Source organism: Stenotrophomonas sp. NA06056 (assembly GCF_013364355.1).
Lineage (GTDB): Bacteria > Pseudomonadota > Gammaproteobacteria > Xanthomonadales > Xanthomonadaceae > Stenotrophomonas.
Map to the genome: position 1 here is coordinate 2,398,278 of NZ_CP054931.1, position 26,003 is coordinate 2,424,280.

28 protein-coding genes are annotated in these 26,003 nt (G+C 66.2%); 11 read left to right on the plus strand and 17 right to left on the minus strand.

Translation table 11 applies throughout. The features are described from left to right. Window positions 1-3: 3 nt before the first annotated feature. A complete protein-coding gene (locus tag HUT07_RS10615; RefSeq protein WP_176020923.1) occupies window positions 4-663 on the minus strand; it encodes an O-methyltransferase in 660 nt (219 codons plus the stop codon). Between the two features lie 103 nt (window positions 664-766). On the opposite strand from HUT07_RS10615, the gene HUT07_RS10620 reads away from it, so the two are divergent. Next, window positions 767-1,399 (plus strand): TetR family transcriptional regulator, encoded by a 633-nt coding sequence (locus tag HUT07_RS10620; protein WP_176020924.1) that lies wholly within the window; start codon window positions 767-769, stop codon window positions 1,397-1,399. A gap of 16 nt (window positions 1,400-1,415) precedes the next feature. On the opposite strand, the gene HUT07_RS10625 is transcribed toward HUT07_RS10620, so the two are convergent. Then, window positions 1,416-2,027, minus strand: a complete 612-nt coding sequence (locus HUT07_RS10625; protein WP_176020925.1) for a TetR/AcrR family transcriptional regulator — start codon at window positions 2,025-2,027, stop codon at window positions 1,416-1,418. Window positions 2,028-2,130: 103 nt separating this feature from the next. Here HUT07_RS10625 and HUT07_RS10630 point away from each other — a divergent pair, with 103 nt between their 5' ends. Next, window positions 2,131-3,207 carry an MBL fold metallo-hydrolase gene (locus HUT07_RS10630; protein WP_176020926.1) on the plus strand — a complete coding sequence of 359 codons (1,077 nt, stop codon included), beginning with the start codon at window positions 2,131-2,133 and terminating at the stop codon, window positions 3,205-3,207. Between the two features lie 21 nt (window positions 3,208-3,228). On the opposite strand, the gene HUT07_RS10635 is transcribed toward HUT07_RS10630, so the two are convergent. The 3 genes from HUT07_RS10635 to HUT07_RS10640 all read right to left on the minus strand — a co-directional run bounded on the left by HUT07_RS10635 (window position 3,229) and on the right by HUT07_RS10640 (window position 4,921). Then, the gene (locus HUT07_RS10635; RefSeq protein WP_176022530.1) at window positions 3,229-3,729 is read right to left on the minus strand and encodes a DNA-binding protein; all 501 of its coding nucleotides are present in this window, start codon (window positions 3,727-3,729) and stop codon (window positions 3,229-3,231) included. A 34-nt stretch (window positions 3,730-3,763) separates the two neighbouring features. Further along, window positions 3,764-4,006, minus strand: coding sequence for a hypothetical protein (locus tag HUT07_RS20445; RefSeq protein WP_254898850.1), 243 nt, complete (start codon window positions 4,004-4,006; stop codon window positions 3,764-3,766). 117 nt (window positions 4,007-4,123) lie between these two features. Further along, entirely contained in the window at window positions 4,124-4,921 is a 798-nt protein-coding gene (locus HUT07_RS10640; RefSeq protein WP_176020927.1) for an NAD(P)H-dependent oxidoreductase, read from the minus strand. An 84-nt stretch (window positions 4,922-5,005) separates the two neighbouring features. Between HUT07_RS10640 and HUT07_RS10645 the strand changes: the two genes are divergently transcribed. From HUT07_RS10645 to HUT07_RS10655, 3 genes are all read left to right on the plus strand, one after another. Beyond that, window positions 5,006-5,902 carry a LysR family transcriptional regulator gene (locus HUT07_RS10645; protein ID WP_176020928.1) on the plus strand — a complete coding sequence of 299 codons (897 nt, stop codon included), beginning with the start codon at window positions 5,006-5,008 and terminating at the stop codon, window positions 5,900-5,902. Between the two features lie 195 nt (window positions 5,903-6,097). Then, entirely contained in the window at window positions 6,098-9,136 is a 3,039-nt protein-coding gene (locus HUT07_RS10650) for a discoidin domain-containing protein (protein ID WP_254898930.1), read from the plus strand. Window positions 9,137-9,155: 19 nt separating this feature from the next. Continuing rightward, window positions 9,156-9,527 carry an Imm1 family immunity protein gene (locus tag HUT07_RS10655; RefSeq protein ID WP_176020930.1) on the plus strand — a complete coding sequence of 124 codons (372 nt, stop codon included), beginning with the start codon at window positions 9,156-9,158 and terminating at the stop codon, window positions 9,525-9,527. A 79-nt stretch (window positions 9,528-9,606) separates the two neighbouring features. On the opposite strand, the gene HUT07_RS10660 is transcribed toward HUT07_RS10655, so the two are convergent. From HUT07_RS10660 to HUT07_RS10705, 10 genes are all read right to left on the minus strand, one after another. Then, entirely contained in the window at window positions 9,607-10,581 is a 975-nt protein-coding gene (locus HUT07_RS10660) for an ABC transporter substrate-binding protein (RefSeq protein ID WP_176020931.1), read from the minus strand. Between the two features lie 19 nt (window positions 10,582-10,600). Further along, window positions 10,601-12,343 (minus strand): amino acid ABC transporter permease/ATP-binding protein, encoded by a 1,743-nt coding sequence (locus HUT07_RS20495; RefSeq protein WP_176020932.1) that lies wholly within the window; start codon window positions 12,341-12,343, stop codon window positions 10,601-10,603. Beyond that, window positions 12,340-12,900: a GNAT family N-acetyltransferase gene (locus tag HUT07_RS10670; protein ID WP_176020933.1), complete on the minus strand. Its 561-nt coding sequence runs from the start codon at window positions 12,898-12,900 to the stop codon at window positions 12,340-12,342. Before HUT07_RS10670 ends, HUT07_RS20495 begins: the two co-directional genes overlap by 4 nt. Continuing rightward, a complete protein-coding gene (locus HUT07_RS10675; RefSeq protein WP_176020934.1) occupies window positions 12,897-14,117 on the minus strand; it encodes a M20 aminoacylase family protein in 1,221 nt (406 codons plus the stop codon). The genes HUT07_RS10670 and HUT07_RS10675 overlap by 4 nt, the downstream gene beginning before the upstream one ends. A 4-nt stretch (window positions 14,118-14,121) precedes the next feature. Next, entirely contained in the window at window positions 14,122-15,465 is a 1,344-nt protein-coding gene (locus tag HUT07_RS10680; RefSeq protein WP_176020935.1) for an LLM class flavin-dependent oxidoreductase, read from the minus strand. Between the two features lie 16 nt (window positions 15,466-15,481). Beyond that, a complete protein-coding gene (locus HUT07_RS10685; protein ID WP_176020936.1) occupies window positions 15,482-16,459 on the minus strand; it encodes an MsnO8 family LLM class oxidoreductase in 978 nt (325 codons plus the stop codon). Between the two features lie 14 nt (window positions 16,460-16,473). Next, window positions 16,474-16,836 carry a DUF3088 family protein gene (locus tag HUT07_RS10690; protein WP_089240600.1) on the minus strand — a complete coding sequence of 121 codons (363 nt, stop codon included), beginning with the start codon at window positions 16,834-16,836 and terminating at the stop codon, window positions 16,474-16,476. Between the two features lie 166 nt (window positions 16,837-17,002). Beyond that, window positions 17,003-18,028 carry an LLM class flavin-dependent oxidoreductase gene (locus tag HUT07_RS10695; RefSeq protein ID WP_217706640.1) on the minus strand — a complete coding sequence of 342 codons (1,026 nt, stop codon included), beginning with the start codon at window positions 18,026-18,028 and terminating at the stop codon, window positions 17,003-17,005. 3 nt (window positions 18,029-18,031) lie between these two features. Then, window positions 18,032-18,613 (minus strand): FMN reductase, encoded by a 582-nt coding sequence (gene msuE, locus HUT07_RS10700; RefSeq protein WP_176020937.1) that lies wholly within the window; start codon window positions 18,611-18,613, stop codon window positions 18,032-18,034. Between the two features lie 52 nt (window positions 18,614-18,665). After that, on the minus strand, window positions 18,666-21,242 hold the full coding sequence (locus HUT07_RS10705; RefSeq protein ID WP_176020938.1) for a TonB-dependent receptor: 2,577 nt from the start codon (window positions 21,240-21,242) through the stop codon (window positions 18,666-18,668). Between the two features lie 248 nt (window positions 21,243-21,490). Here HUT07_RS10705 and ftrA point away from each other — a divergent pair, with 248 nt between their 5' ends. The 3 genes from ftrA to HUT07_RS10720 all read left to right on the plus strand — a co-directional run bounded on the left by ftrA (window position 21,491) and on the right by HUT07_RS10720 (window position 23,239). Further along, window positions 21,491-22,492, plus strand: a complete 1,002-nt coding sequence (ftrA, locus tag HUT07_RS10710) for a transcriptional regulator FtrA (protein WP_176020939.1) — start codon at window positions 21,491-21,493, stop codon at window positions 22,490-22,492. A 181-nt stretch (window positions 22,493-22,673) separates the two neighbouring features. Beyond that, complete coding sequence (locus tag HUT07_RS10715; RefSeq protein ID WP_176020940.1) at window positions 22,674-22,958, plus strand: hypothetical protein; 285 nt, start codon at window positions 22,674-22,676, stop codon at window positions 22,956-22,958. Next, on the plus strand, window positions 22,955-23,239 hold the full coding sequence (locus tag HUT07_RS10720) for a type II toxin-antitoxin system RelE/ParE family toxin (RefSeq protein ID WP_176020941.1): 285 nt from the start codon (window positions 22,955-22,957) through the stop codon (window positions 23,237-23,239). Before HUT07_RS10715 ends, HUT07_RS10720 begins: the two co-directional genes overlap by 4 nt. Before the next feature lie 126 nt (window positions 23,240-23,365). On the opposite strand, the gene HUT07_RS10725 is transcribed toward HUT07_RS10720, so the two are convergent. Together HUT07_RS10725 and HUT07_RS10730 are read right to left on the minus strand one after the other, a co-directional pair. Beyond that, window positions 23,366-23,869, minus strand: coding sequence for a hypothetical protein (locus tag HUT07_RS10725; RefSeq protein WP_176020942.1), 504 nt, complete (start codon window positions 23,867-23,869; stop codon window positions 23,366-23,368). 90 nt (window positions 23,870-23,959) lie between these two features. Beyond that, a complete protein-coding gene (locus HUT07_RS10730; protein ID WP_176020943.1) occupies window positions 23,960-24,547 on the minus strand; it encodes a TetR/AcrR family transcriptional regulator in 588 nt (195 codons plus the stop codon). 142 nt (window positions 24,548-24,689) lie between these two features. Between HUT07_RS10730 and HUT07_RS10735 the strand changes: the two genes are divergently transcribed. Genes HUT07_RS10735 through HUT07_RS10745 form a run of 3 tightly spaced genes read left to right on the plus strand, consistent with a single transcriptional unit; the run spans window position 24,690 to window position 25,932 of the window. Further along, window positions 24,690-25,145 carry an SRPBCC domain-containing protein gene (locus HUT07_RS10735; protein ID WP_176020944.1) on the plus strand — a complete coding sequence of 152 codons (456 nt, stop codon included), beginning with the start codon at window positions 24,690-24,692 and terminating at the stop codon, window positions 25,143-25,145. Window positions 25,146-25,153: 8 nt separating this feature from the next. Then, the gene (locus tag HUT07_RS10740) at window positions 25,154-25,468 is read left to right on the plus strand and encodes a metalloregulator ArsR/SmtB family transcription factor (protein ID WP_100436164.1); all 315 of its coding nucleotides are present in this window, start codon (window positions 25,154-25,156) and stop codon (window positions 25,466-25,468) included. Window positions 25,469-25,470: 2 nt separating this feature from the next. Beyond that, on the plus strand, window positions 25,471-25,932 hold the full coding sequence (locus tag HUT07_RS10745; RefSeq protein WP_176020945.1) for an SRPBCC family protein: 462 nt from the start codon (window positions 25,471-25,473) through the stop codon (window positions 25,930-25,932). The last annotated feature ends 71 nt before the right edge of the window (window positions 25,933-26,003 follow it).

A 26,003-nucleotide genomic window follows, 5' to 3' on the forward strand; every position in this document is an offset into this window, starting at 1 on the left:
CTTTCAGGCGAGGCGCATCGACAGTTCAACATCTTCGGCGAACGGCACCGACAGGTAGCCTGCGTTGCCCGAGCGCATGCGCTGCTGGTAGCGCGGGCTGTCGTCGGCATTGTCGGCCACCACCAGCGCGCCCGGGCGCAGGCGCTCCTGCAGCAGGTCCAGCACATCGTCGTACAGCACCTTGGCGCCATCGAGCAGCACCAGATCGATGGTGTCGGGCAGGTCCACCGCCAGCGTCTCCAGTGCGTCGCCGACGCGGATCTCCACCAGGTCGTCCAGGCCCGCCTCCCGCAGGTGGCCAGCGGCACGGCGCGCCTTCTCCGGCTCGAACTCGGTGGTGATCAGGCGGCCACCGCCGTTGTCACGCAGCGCAGCAGCCAGATGGATGCTGGAGATGCCGAACGAGGTACCGAACTCGACGATGCTGCGGGCACCGCTGCTGCGTGCCAGCAGGTACAGCAGGTTGCCGGTTTCCGGCGACACCGGCAGCCACAGGTCCTTCAGCAGCTCGCCGTACAGACGCCGGTACTCGGTACGGCTGCCAAGCAGGCGCTGCCGCTCTTCGGCGGAAACAGCGGTCAGGGCCGGACTGAGCGCACTGTCGGCTTCAGTGAACAGGCGCGCCAGCAGGGGCGCGACCGGGGCGGAAATCAAGGTGGACATGGACAGGTGTTCCTTTCGGTGGCGGGGTTAGAATGCGAATGATTCGTCGCAATCCAGAATACGGACGATCCCCCGTGCCGCCTATTCGCATTGGAACACCGCTATGTCCGAACGTCGTCCGCCGCAGATTTCCTCGAGAAAACAGCCTCGCCAGTCACGATCGAACGACCTGGTCGCGGCCATTCTCGAAGCCGCGGCTCACGTTTTGAAGCACGAAGGTGCCCCCCGGTTCACCACCGCGCGGGTGGCCGAACGTGCCGGCGTCAGCATCGGCTCGCTGTACCAGTACTTCCCCAACAAGGCGGCGATCCTGTTTCGCCTGCAGCGCGACGAGTGGCAGCAGACCGGCGCGATGCTGCGCGACATCCTGCAGGACGCACGGCAACCGCACCTGCAGCGCCTGCGCACCTTGGTGCATGCGTTCATCGAGTCCGAATGCGAGGAAGCACAGACCCGCGGCGCGCTGAACGACGCAGCGCCGCTGTACCGCGATGCGCCGGAAGCGCAGGAAGCGCGCAGCGAGGCCGATGGTGCGATGCTCGCATTCATGGCCGAGACGCTGCCGCAGGCCTCGGCGGCCACGCGCCAGTTGGCGGTCGATCTGATCGACACCACGCTGGGTGCCACCGGCCGTGAATTTTCCAGTGAACCGCGCACCGCAGCTGAAATACGCACCTATGCCGACGCGGTGGCCGACATGTTCTGCGCCTACCTCAAGCATCTGGGCGCGCACTGATCGCGCAGGCCCTGACTTATACCGCGTAGAAACCGAGGAACATCGCCACCGCCGACTCCGCAACGCGCGTGCGCTCGTTCGGCGCCAGCGGCGCCTGGCCCATCGTCACCTGCGGCCAGAACGCGAAGCTCTTCACCAGCCCCTGCAGCTGATGGCCGGCGAATTCCGGATCCACCTCGCGCAGCCGCCCATCGGCAATCGCCGCACGAATCCACGCGCTGACGCCACTCTCCTTCTCGCCCATGCGGCAGACGATCGCCTGCGCACGCTCGGGCGAATGGATGATCTCGGCCATCGCCACCCGCGCCAGGTCGATGAAATTCGCATCGCCCAGCAGGTCCAGTTTCTGCCGCAGCAGCTGCAGCAGCTGCACATCCAACGGCTGGTCGGCGCGGTACGGCAGCTCGACGCTGGCCACGCTGCTTTGCCACAGCTCTTCCAGGATCAGCGCGAACAGTTCTTCCTTGCTCGGGAAATGGTTGTAGACGGTGCGCTTGGAGACGCCAGCCACCGCGGCGATGCGGTCCATGCTGGTCGCCTCGTAGCCGGCCGACCGGAACTCCTCCACTGCCGCGCGGACGATGGCCTCGCGTTTGCGGTCGGTAAGGCGTTGCGGGGCACGGGGCATGGCGGGACCAGATAGCTGAACGGATGGACCAATTTTACACCCGGGAGTGTACTTTCCAGAAATCGGAAACTACACTGTGCAGTGTACCCTGCGGACGTCACCCATGAAGCGCCTGCTCCTTGTCCTCCTGCTCGGAATCCTCGCCGTGACCGCCTATACCTTCTGCAAGTCCTGGTCCCTCCCCGACTTCCCCGATTCGCCGCAGTACCGCGAAGGCAAGTTCCGCAACGCCCTGCCGAAGCCGGCGATGGGCCTGCGCGATGGCCTGGAGATCTGGTGGACCTTCCTGTTCAACAAGCCCAAGGGCACCGTGCCCAACCACCCCATTCCGGTGCGGGCGCTGGACCGTGCCACGCTGGACGCGGCGCCCGACCGCAGTCTGTTCCGGCTGGGCCATTCGACGATCCTGCTGAAGCTGCGCGGCCAGTACTGGCTGACCGATCCGGTGTTCTCAGAACGCGCCTCACCGGTGCAATGGATGGGCCCGGCGCGCTTCCATGCCCCGCCGATCAGCATCGACGAGCTGCCGCCGATTGCCGGCGTCATCCTCTCGCACAACCACTACGACCACCTCGACCACGCCGCGGTGATGAAGCTGGCCGGCAAGACCGCGCGCTTCATCGCCCCGCTGGGTGTGGGCGACCAGTTGATTGCCTGGGGCGTGGACGCGGCGAAGGTTGAACAGCTGGATTGGTGGCAGACCACCGAGGCTGCGGGCCTGCGCCTGACCGCCACACCCGGCCAGCATTTCTCCGGCCGTGGCCTGGGTGACAGCGATCGCAGCCTGTGGGCCTCGTGGGTGATCCAGGACGGCGACTTCCGCATCTTCTTCAGCGGCGACACCGGCTACTTCGATGGTTTCAAGGCCATCGGCGAGAAGTACGGTCCGTTCGACCTGACGATGATCGAAACCGGTGCCTACGATCAGCGCTGGGCGTTCGTGCACATGCAGCCCGAACAGACCCTGCAGGCGCACCTGGACCTGCGCGGCAAGTGGCTGCTGCCGATCCACAACGGGACCTTCGACCTGGCCCTGCACGAATGGCAGCAGCCGTTCGAACGCATCAGCGCATTGGCTGCAGCGAAGAACGTGCCGGTGGCCACGCCGATGATGGGCGAGGCGCTGGACATGCAGGCACCGACCGCTGGGACGCGCTGGTGGGAGCGGGTGGAACTGTAACGACCCGTCGCGCAGCAACCCTCAGCCGGGATGCTGAAGCAGTCGTTCCTGCTCCTTCGCCACATTGATCTGAAGCGCCGCGGCAGCGAGCTCCGCCAGCTCGCTGCTGACCTTCTGGCTACCGCGTGCCTGCATCCACGAGAGAATATCGGCCAGGTGCCAGATCGACGCGCTGCCTTCGTGCACCGGTGCCGGAAACGTCTGCGGGTGCGCAAGCAGCAACTTGCGCATGTTCTGCCGTGACATGCCCAGCAGATCAGCGACGTCGGTCAGCCCCACCAGGTCGGGACTGACTTCGATCAGTTCTGCACCGGGTACGGCACGCTGGACGTCTGCCAGCGCGGAAAGCACGGCCTCCCGGGCACTGGCCGCCCGGCGGCAGAATTCAAGCGCCAACCTGCCCGGCCTGCCAATGCCCAGCAGCGCATCATCACAGCCGGCATCGGCAAGGCGTTGCTCAAGCGAGCCAGCGTCGGTACCTGAATCCGGCAGACGATATTTGAGAATGAAGGTGAATTCCATCATCGACGTGTCCTTTGGGAGGATGGCGGGTGCGTCATCGCTCACGGCTGCAGTTCTCGACAACGCGACACAAGGCACGCGCATGGTTCAAGGCATTCCGGGGCGAGCTCCATATGCTCACCACACAGAATTCTCCGCATCGGCAGTCCTTGTCGTTGTAGGGACAGTACATTCGTCCCCAGGCATGACTGCCGCCGATCCGCAGCCACCATCCACGCGACTCGGCGAAACGGAGGGCAGCTTCAATGTCTTTGTCTGGATGGCGCGAACGGGGCATTCCCTTCCCTCGGAGTCTGGATACGATCGCAGCGGTTGTCAAGTGACAACCCATAGTGAGTGCGACCAGTCGATTCGACCCTACAGCCTCTCCGCCATGGATCCAGAGCCATCCGCGTCAGTGATCCGGGCGTACCTGTTTCTGCAGGTGAATTCCCAACCCATGCTCCTTCGCCGAGATTCCAGGCCGCAGCTCCAGCGACGGGATCAGATAATCCCCAGCGTTCTGCCGCCGGTAGGCAATCACCGGATCGCTCGCCAGCCCATCCAGCCGCGCACCCAGACCCTCCAGCACGGCAGGCAGCGACGCCTCATCGATACGACTGCTGCGGTAGATCACATGCGCGGGCAGCACGTCAAAGCCGGGATAGAACAGGATGCCGTGCTGGATCGGGAACAGCACGTCGTCGATCGGCCCATTGATACCGCGCGGACCGTAATGCGACTCCCAGCCGCCGGTGGTCACCACCAGCATCGCCCGCTTGCCGGACATCGCGCCCTCGCCATAGCGGTCGCCCCAGTGCCGATCGGAATGTTCGCCCACGCCATACGCAAAACCATAGGCGTACACGCGGTCCACCCAGCCCTTGAGAATGGCCGGCATCGAGAACCACCACAACGGAAACTGCAGGATCACCGCGTCGGCCCAGCGCAGTTTTTCCTGTTCGGCAGCGATGTCGGCACTCTGGCGGCCCGTCTTGAAGGCTTCTCGCGAATCCAGAGACGCGTGGAACGGAACCGAAGGATCCCGCCCGAGGTGATCGTCGGCGTCGATCTGCGCTTTCCATTGCATGGCATGCAGATCGGACACCTGCACGCTGTGGCCGGCGCGCTGCAGGCGCTCGACCGTGAAGGTCTTCAAGGTGCCATTGAGCGAGGTGGGTTCGGGGTGGGCGTAGACAAGCAGGACGTTCATGGCGGTACCAGGGAGGGGATGCCGGCCACGTTAGGCGCCAGCGCGCTATAGTTGAAATGAATTCCTGCAATCCCCGGCATTGCCATGGACAATACCCTGCGGCGCATCGACCTCAACCTGCTGGTGACGCTGCAGGCGTTGCTGGAAGAGCAGAACGTCACCCGTGCGGCCGAGCGCCTGCATCTGGCCCAGCCCACTGTCAGCGTGCAGCTGGCGCGCCTGCGTCACCTGTTCGACGATCCACTGCTGCTGCCGGGCGCGCGCGGCATGCGTGCCACCGCACGTGCCGATGCGCTGCGCGAGCCGTTGGCCGAGGCACTGGCGGCACTGCAGCGCGCGGTCGCGCCGGTACAGGCGTTCGATCCCGCCCAGGCCACGCAGACCTGGCGGATCATGGCGTCGGACTTCGGCGAAACCACCATCGTCCTGCCGGCGTTGGCTGACCTGCGCCAGCGCGCACCCGGCACCCGCATTGCCGTGGTCAGCCTGGCACCGGCGCAGATGGTGGTGCAGAGCGAACGCGGCGAGATCGATCTCGCGTTCCACATCACCTCCGACGCACCTCCTTCGCTGCACCATCGCCCGCTGTTCCAGGAGCGCTACGTACTGGCCGGGCGCCGCGATCATCCCCGGCTCAAGCGGCGGCCGACGCTGAAGCAGTTCTGCGCGCTGGACCATGTGATCGTGTCACCTGATGGCGGCGGCTTCCATGGCGGCACCGACAGTGCGTTGGCGCATGCCGGCGCGCGTCGCAACGTGGTGCTGTCGGTGCCGCACTTCCTGTTCCTGCGCAGCGTGCTGCTGCGCACGGATCTGGTGGCGATGATGCCGTCGCGCCTGGTCGCACAAGACCCGGCCCTGAAGGCCGTTGAAGCGCCCCTTGATGTGCCGGGCTTCGAGATGGTGATGCTCTGGCATGAGCGCGTGCATCGCGATCCGGCGCATCGTTGGTTGCGCGACCGTATCTGTGCGCATTCATGAAACCTCGGGCCGGAGCGTGTCCGGAAAATATTGCGACGCGTCATGTAACCGGTTACATCCCTTGCTAGCGTAGGCCCGCCCGTTCCCGGGCCCTGCTGATGTGAGGCCTTCGCAATGACGTTGTGCGCTGACCGCTGGACCGCACCCTGCCCGCCGAACCGGCGCCTTGCCTTGGCCCTGCTGCTGACCCTCGGAATGGCGTCCACCGCCAGCGCCCAGAACCTGCCACCGCGTGCGCAATGGCAGGCCAGCGCGTCATCGCAGCAGGTTCCAGCGATGGCGATCAGCCACCTGATCGACAACGATCCGAAGACAGTGACCGGCGGTGCGTTCAGTCCCGGTCACTGGTTCCAGATCGATCTCGGCAAACCGGCGATGCTGGCCGGTGCCCGCCTCACGTGGGATGTCTCCAATCCCGAAGGCTATTCGCTGCAGACCTCGCTCGACGGCAAGCAGTGGCAGACCGCCTACGTCATGGCCGATTCTCTGGGCGGCATCGAGACGCTGTACTTCGCGCCGCGCCAGGCCCGCTACCTGCGTCTGGCCAGCCCGCAGCGCACGTCCGACTGGGGCGTCTCCATCTTCGAAATGGAGCCGCTCGACACCGCGCTCACTGCACGGGTAGCCGGGCTGGATGCCGCCCAGTCCGCTGCGCTGTGGCAGGGCGGCGGCACGGTGGCCATCCCTGCTGGCAAGGGCGGCATGCACACGCTCGACATCACCCTGCCGCGTGCGCAGCCGAGCACCGGGCTGGCGGTGGACTGGGCCAACGTGCACGGCGCTGCACGCCTGCAGGCACAGGATGCGCAAGGCCGCTGGCACGACCTGGCACGCGATGCGCAGGCGGCGACCCGGCAGCAGAGCTGGCTGGCGGCCGACGCGCCACTCGAGCTGCAGGCACTGCGGTTGACCGTGGAAGGCGATGCACCGCAGGTCAAACGCCTGCGCCTGCTCGGCCCGAAGGCGGTGATGACGCCGATGAAGCGCTACCAGATCGCCGCCAGCGGCGCGCAGCGCGCCCTGTTCCCCGCGTCGCTGCACATGCAGCAGACCTACTGGACCGCGGTGGGTGTGCATGCCGGCCGGCAGAAATCGATCTTCGACGAATACGGCAACATCGAGGCCTACAAGGGCGCGCCGCTGGTGCAGCCGATCTGGCGCAGTGCCGATGGCCGCGCGGCGGGTGCCGCCGAACAACCGGTGCAGCATGCCCTTCGCGATGGCTGGAAGCCGATGCCATCGGCCACCTGGTCGCCGCAACCGGGGCTGGAACTGCGCAGCGAAGCCTTCGCCATCGAGCGCGACGGGCAGCCGGTCACCTTCGTGCGCCATCGCCTGCGCAATACCGGCAGCACGGCGATCGAAGGCACGCTGATCCTCGCGGTGCGACCGATGCAGATGAACCCGCCGTGGCAGAACGGCGGGCTGTCGCCGATCCGCGAGGTGGCCGTCGAAGGCAACGCCGTGCGCGTCAATGGCCGCACGCTGCTGCAGTCACTCACTGCGGTGGATGCCGCCGGCACCGCGCCCTTCGGCAACGAAGGCGACACCGAGATCACGTCGGCCATCGCCAGCGGGCAACTGCCTGCCGCACAACAGGCAAGTGATGCCGCAGGGCTGGCAGCCGCGGCGCTGAGCTATCGCGTCAGCCTGGCACCCGGTGCCAGCGATGCGGTGGTGGTGGCCTTCCCACTTGGCACCGCCACCGCCGATGCCAACGGCGTACTGCCGCAAGCACCGGCCCTCGACCTCGCCTCGCTGTCGCGCGACGGCGACAAGGCCTTCGACACGCTGGCCGGCCGCGCCTCCGCCGACTGGCAGGCACGCCTGGGCCAGGTCGGCCTGCGCCTGCCCGACCCGTCGCTGGTGGACATGCTGCGCGCGCAGGCCGCGTACATGCTGATCAACCAGACCGGCCCGGCGATGCAGCCCGGCCCACGCAACTACAACCGCTCCTTCATCCGCGACGGCATGGCCACCTCGGCCGTGCTGCTGCGCATGGGCGAAGCCAAGGTCGCGCGCGACTACCTGGCCTGGTACAGCGAACATGGCGTGCACGGCAACGGCCTGGTGTCGCCCATCCTCAACGACGATGGCAGCGTCAACACCGGCTTCGGCTCGGACATCGAGTACGACAGCCAGGGCCAGTACGTCACCCTGGTGGCCGACGTTGCACGGCTGGATGGCGGGCCGGAAAGCGTGCGCGCCTATCTGCCCAAGGTGAAGGCCGCGCTGCGCTTCCTGCAGGAACTGCGCGAACGCACGCTGGTGCTTGGCTACATGGCCGACCAGCCGTCGCCAGAGCGCTTCGCCGGCATTCTTGCACCGTCGATCAGCCACGAGGGCTACCCCTCGCCCACCCACAGCTACTGGGACGACTACTGGGGCCTGAAGGGCTGGCATGACGGCGCGTGGCTGGCCGAATCGCTCGGCGACCACGAAACCGCGAAGTGGGCGCGCGAGCAATACAAGGCGCTGTACGACGCACTGCATGCGTCGATCCGCGCGACCATGGCATGGAAAGGCATCGACTTCATTCCGTCATCGGCCGACCTTGGCGACGGCGACCCGACCGGTGTGTCGATCGCACTGGACCCGACCGGCGCGCAGAGCGTTCTGCCCGCCGAGGCCCTGCGCACCACCTTCGCCCGCTACCTGGACGATGTGCGCAAGCGCAACCAGCCCGGTGCGCTGTATGCCTACACGCCGTATGAAATCCGCAACGTGCTGAGCTACGTGCATCTGGGCCAGCCCGAAGCAGCCGACGAACTGCTGCAGGGCCTGCTGCACGATCGCAGGCCGCTGGAGTGGCAGGTGCTGGCCGAAGTCGTGCATTCGCGGTTGCGCTTCCCGCGCTATCTGGGCGACATGCCGCACACCTGGATCGGCGCCGAGTACGGCCGCACCCTGTTCGGCATGCTGATGCGCGAAGACGACGATGCGCTATCGCTGCTGCCGGGCACGCCGCCTTCCTGGGTGGCCGGTGAAGGCCTGTCCGTAGACCGCCTGCCCACTGCCTATGGCACCCTGCAGATGCAGGCGCGCCAGCAAGATGGAACGCTGCAGGTCTCGCTCGGCAAGGGGCTGCGCAAGGGCACGCCGGTACGTGTGTGGTGGCCGAGCCGCACCCTGCCGAAGGACGTGCGCGTCGATGGGCGATCGGTACAGAACTTCGACAAGGACGGGGTGCTGCTCGATGGCCCGTTCCGTATGCTTGAGGCACGCTGGCAGTGACGCCCCTGCAGGAACCGAAGTGATCGAACTTCTACTCAATGGCGGCCCGGTTGCCGCCACTACCGACGAACAGCTGGCCAGCGCACTGGCGCTGGCCGCATCCATGCCCCAGTTCGAGCTGTGGGCATCGGTGCCCGATGGGCCAACGCTGTGCATGCTGCGCAATGCGGAGCACGCGTGGCTGATGTACCTACGCGAGCCGGGCGACGGCGGCTTCCATTCCTGCGGAAACGAACATCGCGCCGGCAACGCCTATTTCCGGCTCGACAACGGCCAGGTGGATGGCTATCCGCTGGCATGGTGCATCGACGTCGAAGCGTGCTTTGCTGCGATCAGTTTCTTTCACGGCAATGCAGGCGCCCGTCCGGAACACATCGAGTGGCAGTCCTGACCCCGGTAGAGGCCGACCTTGGTCGGCCCGCCCCGCCTCGCATTCCGGTGGGTGCCAACCGTTGGTTGGCACGCCTGCATCAAAACCCCGGCAACCCCGGCGGATTGGTCTGCGATCGCGGCACCGCTTCTTCGGCCACGTTCCAGCGCGCCAGCACCTTGGCGTAGGTACCGCTGCTGATCTGGGTGTTCAGCGCCTGGGTCACCGCGTCGGCCAGACCGCTGCCCTTGCGGGTGGTCACCGAGATCGCTGCCGCATCGGGCCAGCCGCCCGGGAACAGGCCTACCCGGCGTACCTTGCCATCGCGTGCCGAATAGGCGCCGGTGGCATTCGGCTCGAACGACACATCCGCGCGACCGGTGATCACCGCCAGCCGCCCGATCACCGCGTCATCGAAGTACTGGTACTCCACCGGTTTCAGGCCTGCGGCGATGTTCTGCTTGTCCCATTGGCGCAGGATCTGGTCCTGGTTGGTGCTGGCGCCCACCACCACTTTCAGCCCGGCCACGTCGGCGGGCGTGGCGATCTTCTGGATCGGCCCGTCGGTGCGGGTATAGATGCCCAGCAGGTCGAAACGGTAGCTGGAGAAGTCGAACTTCTTCTTGCGCTCTTCAGTGACCGTCACGTTCGACAGCACCGCATCGTACTTGCCCGATTCCAGCCCCAGCGGCCAGTCGGCCCAGGCCACCGGCACCACCACCAGCTTCAGGCCGAGGCCATCGGCGATCAATCGTGCGATATCGGGCTCCACGCCCACCACTTCCTTGCTGTCGGCACCGTAGTCGGCCAACGGCAGCTGGCCGGGATGGGTGGCGATGGTGAAGGCGCCCGGGGTGACGAAACGGTAGCCGGCCGGAATCAGCGCCTGTGCCTTCGGATCGGGCGTACCCTTCAGCAGCTCCGCGTTGCTGGCTGCCAGCGATGTCGCCGCAATGGGTACGCCGTCGGGGGCCTGGCGCACACGTGCGTAGACGATGCCGGCGATGCCGATGACCAGCACACCGACGATCAACAGGGTGCTGCGCGTGGGACGTCGCTGCGATGCTGGGCTCATGGGGGTTTCTCGAAAGGGGTTACAGGCGGGTGGCAAGGAAATCGGCTGTGCGTTGCTGGCGCGGGCGCTCGAACAGCGCCTCCGGCGTGCCCTGCTCGATCACCCGGCCCTGGTCCATCATCACTACGTGGTCGGCCACGCGGCGGGCGAAGCCCAGTTCGTGGGTGACGATCACCAGCGTGGTGCCGGAGCTGGCCAGCTCCTCGATCACGCTCAGCACCTCCGACACCAGCTCCGGGTCCAGCGCCGAGGTCGGCTCGTCGAACAGCAGCACCTTCGGCTGCAACGCCAGCGCGCGGGCAATGGCCACGCGCTGCTGCTGGCCGCCGGACAGCTGGCGCGGGAAGGCATCGGCCTTGTCGGCCAACCCCACCCGCTCCAGCAGCGTGCGCGCCTGCTGCTCAGCCTGTGCACGCGAGACACCGCGCACGGCGATGGGTGCTTCGATGATGTTCTCCAGCGCGGTCATGTGCGGGAACAGGTTGAAGCCCTGGAACACCATGCCGACTTCCGCGCGACGGCGGCGGATCTCGCCCTCCGGCAGCTCGTACAGCGTGTCGCCGTCGCGACGGTAGCCGATCAGTTGCCCGCCCACGGTGACGAAGCCACTGTCAGCGCGTTCAAGATGATTGATCAGCCGCAGCAGCGTGGACTTGCCGGCACCGGACGGGCCGATCAGCACGGTCACGCTGCCCGCCTTCAGTTCCAGGTGCACGTCATCCAGCACGGACTGCTCGCCGAAGGTCTTGCCCACGCCCTGCAGGGAAACCGCCGCGCCCGTGCCCGCCTCGATCGGAACGGCAAAGGTCGCGCGGCTGGGCACGCGTGCAATGGCCGGGACCACCGGGCGCGGTGACGTCGACGGTACCCGCGACACGCTGCGCTCATGCTGCAGCTGGCCGCGCGCGAAACGCTGCTCCACCCGCCGTTGCAGCAGCGACAGCACCGTCAGGATCACCAGGTACCAGACCGTGGCCACCATCAGCAGCGGCACCACCTCCAGGTTGCGCCGGTAGATCACCTGCACCGTATAGAACAGCTCCGGCAGCGCCAGCACGTAGACCACCGAGGTGCTCTTGGCCAGGGCGATCACATCGTTGAAGGCAGCCGGCAGGATCGAACGCATCGCCTGCGGCAGGATGATGCGGCGTACCTGCCGACCGCGTGGCAGGCCCAGCGCGGCGGCGGCTTCGTACTGGCCATGGTCGACCGACAGGATGCCGCCACGGATCACCTCGGCCGAGAACGCCGCCTGGTTCAAGGTGAGGCCGAGTACCGCCGCAGTGAACACACCGATCAACTGCGTGGTCGGGTACGAGAACAGGCTGATGCCGGTGAACGGCACGCCCAGTTCGATGGTGCTGTACAGGTAGCCCAGGTTGTTCAGCAACAGCAACAGCACCAGCAGCGGAATCGAGCGGAACAGCCACACGTAACCCCACGACACCGCCGACAGCAACGGTGAGCCGGAGACGCGGGCCAGCGCCAGCAACGTGCCCAACGCAAAACCGAGGCCGGTACCAAGCGCGGTCAGCAGCAGGGTGCGCCCCAGCCCTTCCAGTACCGGGCGGGCGAAGAACCATTCAGCGAACGTGCCCCAGCCCCAGCGTGGGTTGCCCAGCACCGACTGCAGCCCGATCAGGATCAGCGCCAGTGCCAGCACCGTACCGATCACCTGCAGTGGATGCCGTGCCGGCACGATCTTCAGCGCCGTGGCCGGCTGGCGGGGAATGCCCTCGATGGCGGTGGAAGGCGTACTCATGCCACCGCTCCGTGCAATGCGATGTCGGGCGCGACGCCCACTTGCGGCTGCGGTACCAGATGCTTTTCGAACGGAAGATGCGCGATGGTTTCCGGATCCGCATCCAGATCGAACAGCGCGGTGTAGCCGTGGCTGAGGTACAGGCCGACGGCCTCCGGCTGGCGGAAGCCGGTGGTCAGGAACACGCGCCGATAGCCTTGCCGCGCGGCCTGGTCTTCCAGTTCCTGCAGCACGCGACGGGCGATGCCCTGCCTGCGCAGGCCAGGCAGCGTCCAGATGCGCTTGAACTCGGCGGTATCGTCGTCGCGATGCGGCATGAACGCGCCGCCGGAGATTGCCACGCCGTCGCGCAGCAGCAGCACGAACGCACCCACCGGGGCCGCGAATGCTTCCGCCGGGTAGCGCTGCAGTTCTTCGCGGGCGCTGCCACCAATCCGACGGCGCACGTCCGCATAGCGGTTGTCGTATTCCTGTTCCAGGCCGTCGAACAAGGGACGCGCCAACGGGTCATCCACCGCGGTGTACAGGAAGCGATCGTTGTCGTATCGCACGCTCATGCCACGTCCTCCACCAGGTAGTGCTCGGCCAGGCGCGCCCATAGACTGGCCGCGGGGGCGATGGCCGCATCGTTGAACACATAGCGCGGGCTGTGCAGCGGCGCGCTGTCGCCGTTGCCGACGAATACGAAACTTCCCGGCCGCGCCTGCAGCAGGAAGGCGAAGTCCTCGCTGGCGGTACGCGGTGCGAAGGCCTCCACCACCTGCCCTGCGCCGAACCCCTGCACCGCCACCTCGCGGATGTAGGCCGTCTGCTCGGGGTGGTTGATCACGCTGGGGAAGCCGCGCGGGAATTCGATCTCGGCACGCGCACCAAACGCGGCGGCGGTCTGTTCGGCAACGTCGGTGACCCGCCGCCGCAGCGTATCGCGCACCTCCGGCAGGTACGCACGCACGGTCAGCTTCAGCTCGACCACATCGGGGATGACATTGGCCGCCTGCCCACCGTGGATCGAACCCACCGTCACCACGCCCATCTGCCGCGGGTCAACATTGCGCGACACCACGCTCTGCAGCGCAGTGATGATGTGTGCGGCCGCCAGGATCGGGTCGACGCTGCCCTGCGGTTCGGCGCCGTGGCCACCCTTGCCGATCACCCGCAGCCGCGCCCAGTCCACCGAGGCCATCGCCGGTCCGTCGACGAAGCCGAAGTGCCCCACCGGCACACCCGGCCAGTTGTGCAGGCCATAGATGGCATCGACCGGAAAGCGCTCGAACAGGCCATCGGCGATCATCTTCGAAGCGCCCGATCCCGTTTCCTCGGCCGGCTGGAATACCAGCTGCAACGTGCCGTCGAAACGGCCGTGATGGGCCAGGTAGTGGGCGGCCGAGAGCAGGATGGCGGTATGGCCATCGTGGCCGCAGGCGTGCATCAGGCCTTCGCGCTGGCTGGCATAGGCCAGCCCGGATTCCTCACGGATCGGCAGCGCGTCGATGTCGGCGCGCAGGCCCAACCGGCGGCTGCCCTGCCCGCGCTGCAGCGTACCGACCACGCCGGTGCCACCGATACCAGTGCTGACCGCGTAGCCCCATTGCTGCAGCAGTTCCGCCACGCGGGCACTGGTTCGGTGTTCTTCGAACGCCAGTTCCGGGTGCTGGTGCAGGTCATGGCGGATCGCGATGGCCTGGTCGGCACGTGCTGCGATCTCGGGCAGTACGCCCGTTGCTGGCGAATTCCGCCGGGCATGGCCCGGCGCTACCGAAATATCTCCGCTCATCGCCTTATCCCACCTTAAGCGCCGGCTCGGCGTCGGTCGCATAACGGCTGGCCTTGCGCGGCAGGCCCAGGTGGTCGCGCAAGGTCTGCCCTTCCAGCACGCTGCGGTGGTAGCCACGCGCTTCCAGCAGCGGCAGCACCAAGGTCACGAAATCATCCAGGCCTTCGCGCTGCGCGGCGAAGCCGAGGATGAAGCCATCGCTGGCGCCGGCGTCGAACCAGCGGATCAGCTCATCGGCCACATGCTCCGGCGTACCAATGAAGTTCGGCCGCGGGCTCACCGCCTGCAGTGCCACCTGGCGCAGGCTCAGGCCCTGCTCGCGCGCGTCCTGCTTGATGCGGTCGGTGGTGGAGCGGAAGGAATTGGCACCGATATCGCCCAGTTCCGGGAACGGCGCATCCGGGTCGTACTGGCTGAAGTCGTGGTGGTCGAAGAAGCGTCCCAGATATGCCAGTGCATCGTCCAACCCGGCCAGCGCGGCAATCGCCTGGTACTTGGCCTCGGCTTCTTCCGCGGTACGGCCAACGATCGGGCCGATGCCCGGGAAGATCTTGACGTCACCGGCGCTGCGGCCATGGACGATCGCCGAGTTCTTCACCTTCTGGGTGAACGCACGGGTCTCCTCCAGCGACGGCGCGTGGGTGAACACCGCATCGGCGTACTTTCCGGCCAGCGCAATGCCATCGTCGGACGAACCAGCCTGGAAGATCACCGGCTGCCCCTGCGGCGAGCGCTGGATGTTGAGCGGACCTTCCACCTGGAAGAAGCGGCCTTTGTGGTCGAGGCGACGGAACTTTTCCGGTGCGAAGAACGTGCCGCTGTCGCGGTCGCGCACGAATGCATCGTCATCCCACGAGTCCCACAGGCCCTGCACCACTTCAAGGTACTCATCGGCAATCTGGTAACGCAGCGCGTGTTCCGGATGCGGGCGGCCATAGTTGCGGCCCGATCCTTCCAGCGGCGAGGTCACCACGTTCCAACCGGCACGGCCACCGCTGAGAAGGTCCAGCGAGGCGAACTGGCGGGCCACGGTGAACGGATCGCTGTACGAGGTGGAGAGCGTGCCGGCCAGGCCGATCTTCTTGGTTGCCGTCGCCAGTGCCGACAGCAGCGAGATCGGCTCGAAGCGGTTGAGGAAATGCGGGATCGACTTCTCGTTGATGTACAGGCCGTCAGCGACGAAGCCGAAGGCGATGCCGTTGTCCTCGGCGGTTCGCGCGATGTCGATGTAATAGCCCAGGTTGACGCTGGCATCGGGCGCGTTGGACGGATGCTTCCAGGCATGCATGTGGCTGCCGGGGCCCTGCAGCATGATGCCGAATGGGATGGGACGGGGGGTCGTGCTCATGGGGTCGCTCCAGCAGTCAGGCCACCGCCGCGCGGGGTGCGGGCGACAGCAGTTCAAGGGACGTCAGGCGTGCGTCGAGGTCGGCCACCGGCGCGTCGAGGATGAATTCACCCACGCCGAAGCGCCGGTGCAGCGCATCCAGCTCGCTGCGTACGTGCTGCGCATCGCCAGACAACACGCTGGGGCGTGTCTCCTCGATGCGGAAATCGGTCACACCCACCTGCCGTGCGTACTCGGCAGCGGCCTCGGGGCTGGGCAGGTTCACCGTCTGTCCGGGGCCCAGGTGCAGCTTGTAGACCCGCAGCGCGCCGATATGACGCGCAGCGGCCTCGCTGGTGGGCGCGGCGAAGGCCACGGTTGCCAACAGCGGTGCATGCGTGGACACCGCGCGATACGCCCCGAAGGCGGCCTCGATGTGCTTCGGGTCACCATCAAAGTGCGCGGCATACACGAAGCGCCAGCCCAGTTCGGCCGCCTGCCGCGCGCTCTGCGGGCTGGCGCCCAGCAGGAAGCGCTCCGCCAGCGTCTGCGGAGTCGGCCGCGCCTGCGCATCCGCCTGCGTATTGGACAGATACCCTTCCAGGTCGCGCAGCTGCTGGTCGAAATTGGCGAATGCCGGACGACCGGCGGCCAATGCGGCAGTCGATGCCGGCAGACCGCCCGGTGCCTTGCCCACGCCCAGATCCACGCGCCCCGGCGCCAATGCGGCCAGCAGATTGAAGTTCTCGGCCACCTTGTACGGCGCGTAGTGGCGCAGCATCACCCCGCCACTGCCGATGCGGATGCGTCGGGTCTGCGCCAGCACCCACGCCGCCAGCACCTCCGGTGCCGGGCTGGCCAACGTCGGCGCCGCGTGGTGCTCGGCAAACCAGTAACGGTGGTAGCCCAGCTGCTCGGCGCGCTGCGCCAGCTGCAGGCTGTTGCGCAGCGCCTGTTCCGGCGTGCTGCCGTCGGCCACCGGGCTCTTGTCCAACACGCTGGTGAGGTAGCTCATCGTCACGTCCTCGCTCAGGGATGGGCCACGGGAATGCCCAGCAGGCCGTTCAGTGCCGCCAGGATCGGCTCGGCACCGGAGATGTACTGGCGCTGCTGGTACTCACCACTGGCGTGTTCATTGACCACGCCCTGCGGCAGCACCAGCTTCGGCAGCGACTGGTCCTGCTCGCCGATCTCGGCGATCACCTCGCGGCGCGGCCGGCTGAAGCCGATGCGGCGCACGTCCAGCTGCGCGTCCAGGCCGTCGATGCTCGACAGCGCCCCTTCCAGCAGCAGACTGTGCCGGCAGAAGAAGCGTTGTCCGGGCAGCTGGCCGTCCTCGAACTCGCGGTCCAGCAGGAACAGGATGGGTTTGTGGGTTGCGTCTACAGCCACGGAATCGTCCTCGTAGGGGCCGGCAATGCACTGCCGCTTCGATATCGATGCTAGAGAAGGACGGCCGGATGCCAGCGCCAGAACTCGACAATCCACGGTCGGATCCGGCCATGCAGATGCAGGTTGGCAATAAGCAGACTGCCGGCTGTTATGGACGCTCGCGGCGTCAGGCCGCCTGCGCGGGCGCGCGCCAGCCCAGTGCCGGCGCGATGTCCTCGATCACCGTGGTGAGGATGCGCCGGTAGTCCTGCTCGGGCAGCTCATAGGGCAGTTCCACCCGCAGCTCGTCCACGTGCTGCAGCAGCGGATCGGCCTGCAACCGCGCGATGATCTGCGCCGTGCTGCCGACCACGTCGGGGGCGAACATCGTGCGTCGCGGCCCTTGGGGCGCCAGGGTGCGCGCATGCCGCTGCGCACTGAAGGCGTCGATCCGCTGGCGCGTGGCCGCATCCACACCCTCGGTGGGCACCAGCACCCGCCCCACCGCCACGCGGCGCGGGCTGTCCACCGGCAGTGCCGCGCGATAGGCCTGCAGGTGCTGCAGTTGGGCGCCAAAGAAGTCATCACTCAGCTCGGCGCGGTTGACGTTGCCCAGCAGCAGATGCAGCCCCTGCTCACCCGCCGAACGCGCCGACTGCAGAGAGCCAGCGCCATACCAGACCCGATCCACCAGCCCGGGCGCGTGTGGCTGCAATCGCGGACGATAGCGGGTGGCGGCATTACCGACTTCGGCGTCCGCGTCACCCAACGGCTCACCCCGCAGCGCTTCCAGCAACCGCGCCACCCGACCATGGGAAAAGTCGATGTGCGCAGGGTCGCTGTCGTACAGCAAGGGCCCAACCAGTTCCCCGTGCGGCGGCGCACCGGTACTGACGCCCACCTGCAACCGGCCACCGGCCAGCGCGTCCAGCAAGGACAGATCCTCGGCCAGGCGGAACGGTGTTTCATAGCCCAGCTGGATCACCGCACTGCCCAGCTCGATGCGCGTGGTGTGCTGGCTGGCCGCCGCCAGGAACACCGCTGCCGAGCTGATACCCGGTTCCAGGTGACGGTGGCGCACCCACGCACCGTCATAACCCAGCTGTTCGGCAAACGCGATCAACGCCAGCGTCGCATCCAGGCCCGCACGCGGTTGTTCCGGCAGATAGCTTCCGGGCGTGAGGAACGCCAGGTGCCGCAGCTGCACCGCCACGTCCTAGGCGATCCTGCGCAGCGGCGCCGGCAGCGCCGCCGCCAAGGGTGCAATGTGTCCCGCTGCACGCTCGGCCGCCAGTTGGATGCGCGCCTGCAGAGCAGCACTGTTGATACGGTCACCATCGAAATCAGCCGGCGTGGCATACACCCCGATAGGCAACGTATGCGCCTGCAGGAAGCTGAAAAGTGGCCGCAGCTGATGGTCGATCACCAGCGCGTGGCGCTCGCTGCCACCGGTCGCGGCCAGCAGCACCGGCGTATCCACCAGCGCATCCAGTTCAATGAAGTCGATCAGGTGCTTGAACAGGCCCGGATAGGACCCGCGATACACCGGCGTGGCCGCCACCAGCAGCTGCGCCGATTCAATCGTGGCCAGCGCGCGCTCCACCTGCGGCTCCACTTCACTGCGCTGCAGCGCCTGCCCCAGCGAGCGCGCGATCGGCGCCAGCTCGACCAGCTCCACGCTGATGTTCACCCGTTCGCGCAGTTCTTCCAGCAGATGCCGCACCAGCAGCAACGTGCGCGAGTTGGCCGATGCCGTCGGCGAACCAATCAACGCAACCACATTCAATGCAGATGACATGAAACGCTCCCATGTAGCGCCGAGCCACGCTCGGCTGCGTGTTGCATGAACCTCAGAACCGGTAGTTGACGCGCCCGTACCAGAACGTGCCGACGTTGCTCAGCACATCACCGCTGTCCCAGGTGGTCTCGATGCTGGCCACGTCGGTGGCGCTGCGTGCATATGCGGGCACCTTGCGGGTGCGCTTGTCGAACACGTTGTTGATGCCCAGCGCCGCACTCCAACCTGCGCCCAGTTCCACCCCACCGGACAGGTTGGTCACCAGCACCGGCGGCTGCTTGTACTCCACGCCATTGTTCAGGCGCTTGATCGGGCCGTAGTAGGTGAAGTCCACGTTCGAGCGCCAGCGCCCGTTCTGCCAGCCCAGCCCTGCCACCTGCGTGTACGACGGCGTGCGGAAGCGCAGCGCGTACTCGCTCGACTTGGTCAACAGGTTGATGTTCGGCAGGCCCTGCAATGCCTGCGGAATCGCGCTCACCTTCTGGATGGTGGTGCGGCCCACGTTTGCCGCGTAGGTCCAGCGCAGCTTGCCCCACTGCGTTTCCTGGTTCGCTTCCAGGGTCAGCTCCACACCGCGCGTGCGGGTGTCACCCACGTTGGTGAAATAGCTGGCGTAGAACGCATCACCGGGCAGGATGCTGATGCCGGCCGTACCCAGCAGCGCATCAATCGTGTTCTTCTGTGCGGCGGTCAGCACGGTGCCACTGTTGTCGGTCACCCGCGCCGGGTCCTGCGCGTTGTAGCCGATCTGGCTGGACTGGCCGAGCTGGCCACGGATGTCGATCTGGTACGCATCCACCGCCAGATGGAAGGCCGGGCTCGGGTCCCAGGTCACGCCAAGGCTGTAGTTGGTCGCCTTCTCCGGCTTCAGCGGCGTAGCGCCCAGCGCCACCGCTGCCGGCGAAGCGACCTGCGCCACCAGCGTTGTACCGCACGGGCAGCTGCCGGTGGCCTGGTAGAACTGCGCCCCCAGGCTCGGCGCGTGGAAGCCGTTGCTGACCGTGGCGCGCACACCCAACGCATCGGTGAAGTCGAAGCGCGTGGTCAGCCGACCGGTCGATACCGTGCCGAAGTCGGAATGGTCTTCCCAGCGCGCGGCCGCATCCAGGTACCAGCGCGAGGTGATGTTGGTCGCCGCACCGGCGTACACCGCCTTGCTGTTGCGGGTGGCCTTCACCGCATCGGCGGTGGAATAGCCCACGAACGCGGCCGCACCGAAGCCGGTGTACGACTCCCACTGCCCTGCCCCGCGCTCGTACTGCTCGTGCTGGTACTCGGCACCGGCACTTACTTCCAGCGGCGAAGCGAAGGCCGCCACCTCGAAGCTGCGACGAAGATCGAGGTTGGCGATGCCCTGCTGGTAGTCCAGCTTGCCGTCGTAGAAGTCGGTGGGCGAGCCGGGGTACGGCAGCGAATAGTTCACCGAATTGCGGGTGTAGGTACGCACCGTGTTGCGGTTGCCGGTCAGGCTGACGTCGTAATCCCAACCCGCAACCTGGCCCTTCACACCGGCCGTGCCGGTGTACTGCTTCTCCTTGGTTTCCAGCACCGGCAGGAAGCCATCGGGGAAGACACTCAGCACGCCTGGCGCCTTGTACGTAGTGAAGATCGTCGCCGGCAGCCGGAAGTTCTGGATCGCCTGCGCAGTGCGGTCGCTGGCGGTGGCATTGGCGTAGAACTGCGCGTTCTCGCCCAGCCCATGGCCCACGTTCACCGCGAAGGCCTTCAACGCATACGAGGGTGAGCTGAGGATGATGTTGGCCTCGGCATTGCGTCCGGCCTCGGCCGGGTTCGGCGACGCCCCCGCCGGCAGCCGGTTGTTCGGTCGCAGCGCCACCAGGTTGCCATTGGCATCCACCGCCGGATAGCTCAGGTAGCCATCGATGTAGCGTCGCGTGCGGATCGCATGGTGCTGGCGCGTGCTCTCGCCGGACAGGTTGATGAAGCCATCGGCGCCCCAAGGCAGGCCGATGTTGGCGCGCACGCTGGTGCGGCTGCCGTCACCGTCGGTGCTCTGCCCGCTCTCCACCGACACATCGCCACCGTGCGCCTGCGATTTCAGGATCACGTTGATCACCCCGGTGATCGCGTCCGAGCCGTAGATGGCCGACGCGCCATCACGCAGCACCTCCACGTGGTCGATGGCCGATACCGGAATCAGCGCCAGATCGGCCCAGGCATGGCCCGGATAGCCGCCGCCGTTGGCGCCACTGACGTACGCACTGGCATTTCGCCGCTTGCCGTTCACCAGCACCAGCGTGTAACCCGGTGACAGGTTGCGCAGCTGGTAGCCGCGGATCAGGCTTTCCTGGTCGCTCTGGTAGCCGCCAATCTGGCTCAGCGACGGCAGGCTGCGCTGCAGCGCTTCCAGCAGGTTGGCCTGGCCGGTAGCCGCGAGGTCTTCCGCGGAAATCACGTCGATCGGTGTCGAGCTGTTCTTCACCGTGCGCGTACTGGTACGCGAGCCGGTCACCACCACTGCATCCAGTGTGGACGCGGCGAGGTTCGCAGAGGTGGCCGTGGTCGCTGACGGCGCATCGGCATCAGCCGCATGCGCCGGGGCGGCGGCAAGAGCGGCCGCAATCAGCAGGGAGAGCGTGGACAGCGCAGGAATATGGGCAGCAGGCATGGGGGCTCGTGGGGGTGGGCCGGAGACACGCCTCCATTCAAGGGCCCACGCGCAACGCGCAACAGCGGATATCGCGTCATGTGACCGTCACATCGCGCCATCCACATGACTGCTGGTAATGACCTTACGCAGCAACGCGCGCGCGCCCGGCGCCAACGGAAACCCGCCACCGGCCATATGCCGCACCGGTATCACCTCATGCCGCCACGAGATGCTGGCGCAGGCACCTTCGTCGGTAGCATCAAGCCATGCCCACCCTGCCTGCCGAACCGAACGCGCCTACCGTCGCCATCGTGGCCTGCCACGGCCAGGGCCTGTTCGAATTCGGCTGCGCGGTCGGCCTGTTCGCGCCCATCCGCCCCGAGCTGGGCGTGGCCTGGTACCGCACCCAGCTCTGCGCTGGCGAGCCCGGTGCGCTGCGCATGCTCGGCAGCGCGCAGGTACAGCTGCCCTACGATCTGAGCGCTGTCGACGACGCCGACATCATCGTCATTCCCGGTTGGCGCGAACCCAGCGAGCGCCCGCCACAACCCCTGCTCGATGCCCTCACCCGCGCCCACGCGCGCGGCGCTCGCATCACGTCCATCTGCTCCGGCGCGTTCGTGCTCGCCTGGGCTGGTCTGCTCGATGGCCGCCAGGCCACCACCCACTGGCGGCTCACCGAAACCCTGGCCCGCGAGTTCCCGCGCATCCACGTGCGCGACGACGTCCTGTACGTGGACGCCGGCAGCATCATCACCTCGGCCGGGTCGGCCACCGGCATGGACATGATGCTGCACATGGTGCGCAAGGATTACGGTGCGCGCGTGGCCAACCTCGTAGCGGAGCGGCTGGTGCTGGCGCCGTGGCGTGATGCCGAACGCAGCCAGCGCGTCAGCCGCGCGATCCCGCTGGGCGAGCCCACGCGGCTGGCGAAACTGATGGAATGGATGCGGCGCAATCTACGCGAACCGCATTCGCTGGGCAGCCTCGCCGAACAGGCCGCGCTGAGCCAACGCACCCTGCAGCGGCAGTTCCTCGAAGCCACCGGCCTGTCGCCCATCGACTGGCTCATCCGCGAGCGCGTGGCCTACGCACGCGAACTGCTGGAAACCACCGACCGGCCACTGCAATGGGTGGCCGAACAGGCGGGGTTCGGTTCGCAGGAATCGTTCCGTCGGCACTTCCGCGGCATGGTCGACGCCAGCCCCATCGAATACCGCAACCAGCATCGCAGTGGCGTCAGCGCCGACCGGCTGGTGGGGTGTTGATAGGGCCGGAAGCGCTTGACGCTTACAGCCTCGCGGGAGGGCTGCAGGCACTGTAGCCTCGGGTTTGAACAATCCAGATTCGAGCAGAAGTCCTCGGCCGGCCGCGCCCCGCTGCCATTCATTGTCCAAAGGATCAGCCGTGCTACGGTGTACATACCATGTAACACATGAAGACAACGCCGTGAACGAAGCAACTTTCACATTCCGTGTGGACGAATCACTGAAGGAAGCCTTCGGCAACGCCGCAAAGGCCCGGGACCGCACCAGTGCACAACTACTGCGTGATTTCATGCGCGCCTTTGTGCAGCAACAGGAGGACAGCGAGCTGGAAGCCCGCATCCGTGAGCAGGTTCAGGTCGGATTGGAGGCCGCAAATGCCGGACACCTGATACCCGCAGCCGAGGTTGAGGCCAGATTTGCCGCACGCCGAGCGGCGACCAAACGCAGGCTCGAAAAATCGAGGTGAAAGAACTGCTCTGGACAACGCAGGCGATCGAGGACCGCGAGTTAATCTATGCATTCATCGAAGCGGATAATCCAGCTGCCGCCTTGGCGCTGGATACGTTGTTCGGCCAAAAGTCCCGCCGGCTCGGCGAGCATCCAAACATCGGCAGGAATGGCCGGGTAGCAAACACCCGTGAATGGGTGCTTCATTCCAATTACATTCTTGTATACGACATCGTCGACACGCAGGTGCGGGTGCTTCGCCTGCTGCACACCGCACGTGCCCATGCGGAGGGCAACTGATCACCCACGCATTGGCGGACAAGTTGGACCTTGTTGCCAAAGCGGATGAACCCTCTTGTGGAGATGAACCCTCTTGTGGACAGGCCAACGGAAACCGCCAATCTGAAGGCCTGCACAGGAACAATCTCAACGGCTTGATGCTACCCGCTGCCGTGCATGTATCCGCCAGCACTGCGCCACGAAGCCGATCGCAAACACCACCGCGCATCCCAGCAGCGTCTGCAGGATCACCGGCGCCAACGGTGCCGCCGCAATCGGATGCGCCACCGGCAATCGCGTCAGCGTTTCATTCACGCCCGGCACCAACGACAGCAGGAAGCTGAAAGAGAGCGCGAACGTCGACAGATAAGGCGCCAACCGACCAAGGAACCGCAGCCGCGCTGCCAGCACGCCACCGAATGCAATCAGCAGGATCACCACACCAAATGCATGGCCCGGGTTGAGGCCCCCGGTGCTGGAGACGGTGAACGACGTCACCACCGACAGCACCAATCCCAGCAGATACAGCTTGCCCGCGCGCGTAGCGGGATCAATGGCGCGATGGCGGATGAATCCGTAAACGCCGGCGACGATGGGAATCAGGCTGATCGCGGTGTGCACGACGCCCAGGGGAGAAAGCGGATGACTCATGGCAACCTCTGCTGGAGTTATAAACCTACTAGTAGGTAGGCATGGTGGACAAAAAGAAGACCCGCTTCGCGCAGGCCTTCCGGGAATCACTCAGACCGCCGCGCTCACCCGGGCAATCGACAACCGTGCCAGCGCCGCGAACGTCGCTGCATCACCAAAACCGCGTGCAGCCAGCATGGCGCCATGCACCGACGCCATGAAGGCCTTCGCCTCGTCCGCAGGCGTGCCCTGCAGACGCAGCTGGCCGCGGGCTACACCCTTTTCGAGCGTCACGGTCAGCCAGCTGGTCAGATCCTCGAAGTGCCCGCGCACTTCGTCGGCAACTTCCAGCGGAATCATCGGCATCTCGGCGGCCAGCATCGCGCAGATGCAAAACGACGCCGTGCCACCGGCAATGCAGGTCGACCAGTAGTCCACGTAGGCGTTGAGCTCCTGCAACGGATCGCCCAACTGCCGGTCAAGCAGCGCCAGGCCCTCGCGTGCCTCCGCCCGGTACAGCTCCACCACCGTGCGCACCAGGTCGGCCTTGCTGGGGAAATGGTGGTGGATGCTGGCCTTGCTGATGTTCACCCGCGCGGACACGTCGGCATAGCTGAAACCGTTGTAGCCACCGGCTTCCAGCAGGGATCGCGTCTGCGCGATGATTTCCAGGGCTTTGGGGGAAAGTGCGTCGCTCATGATACCAACCTACTAGTAGGTTGACTTCCTGTCAACATCACCACGGGCAAGGCTCCACGGCGGCGGAGTTGACATGCAGGCATTTACCTGCCTATTGTCATCCCACGGACGGCACCCCGCCGTCCACCGTGGAGCCGCAATCATGGTGGATATCGCACACAGAGTCGGCATCAACGCCCCATTGGCCCAGGTCTACCAAGCCCTGGCCAGCCCCGAAGGCATCGCCGCCTGGTGGGCCGAAGACACCACCGGCGACCGCCATGTCGGCGGCACCGTCACCGCCCGCTTCACCGCCAATGGCCAGGAAATCGGCGCGATGCAGATGAAGCTGCTGCAGTTGCAGCCGAACGAACTGGTGCTGTGGGAATTCATCGACGGCCCGCCGGAATGGATCGGCACCACCGCGCGCTTCGCCCTGCACCAGGACGGCGACTACTGCATCGTGCTGTTCACTCATGAAGGCTGGAAGGAACGCGTGGAGTTCATGCACCACTGCAGCACCAAATGGGCCATCTTCCTGATGAGCCTGAAAGCCCTGCTGGAAACCGGGCACGGCCAGCCCAGCCCGCACGACATCAAGATCGACAACTGGAACTGAAGGCCCCCATGGATGCAGACAAGGTGTTCAAGGCACTGGCCGACCCCACACGCCGCACGCTGCTGGACCTGCTGTGCGAGCGCAACGGGCAGACGCTCGGGCAACTCTGCGAGCACCTGCAGATGGCCCGGCAATCGGTCACCCAGCACCTGGGCCTGCTGGAAGACGCCAACCTGATCAGCACCGTCAGGCGCGGCCGCGAGAAGCTGCACTTCATCAACCCGGTGCCGCTGCACGACGTCTATACGCGCTGGGTAAGCAAGTTCGAGCAGCAGCGCCTGAGCCTGCTGCATGACCTCAAACAGGAACTGGAAGGAGAATGATGATGAGCGCTGAATCCACCCGTTTCATCCACGTGATCTACATCGCCTCTACGCCGCAGAAGGTGTTCGAGGCCATCACCCGGCCGGAGATTGCCCGCACCTACTGGGGCCATGAAAACGTATCGGACTGGCAACCCGGCTCACACTGGCAACACGTGCGCGCCAACGACGAACGCAAGGTCGAGCTGGTGGGCGAAGTGGTGGAAAACACCCCACCCTCGCGGCTGGTGATCACCTGGGCAGCCGCCTCGCAGGCAGACAACCCGAAGGCCTACAGCCGGGTGACGTTCGAGATCGTGCCGTATGAGGACATGGTCAAGCTGACGGTGACCCATGACGAGCTGGAACCGGGCAGCGGCATGGATACCGGTATCCGCCAGGGCTGGCCCATCGTGCTGTCCAGCCTGAAGTCGCTGCTGGAAACCGGCAAAGGCCTGGACGTCTTCGCCAAACCGCAGGGCTGATCGCAACCGACCTGTGAAGGGGTCTTGATGCGGCTGAACCACGCATGTAACAAGCACTGGCCGGTTGTCCG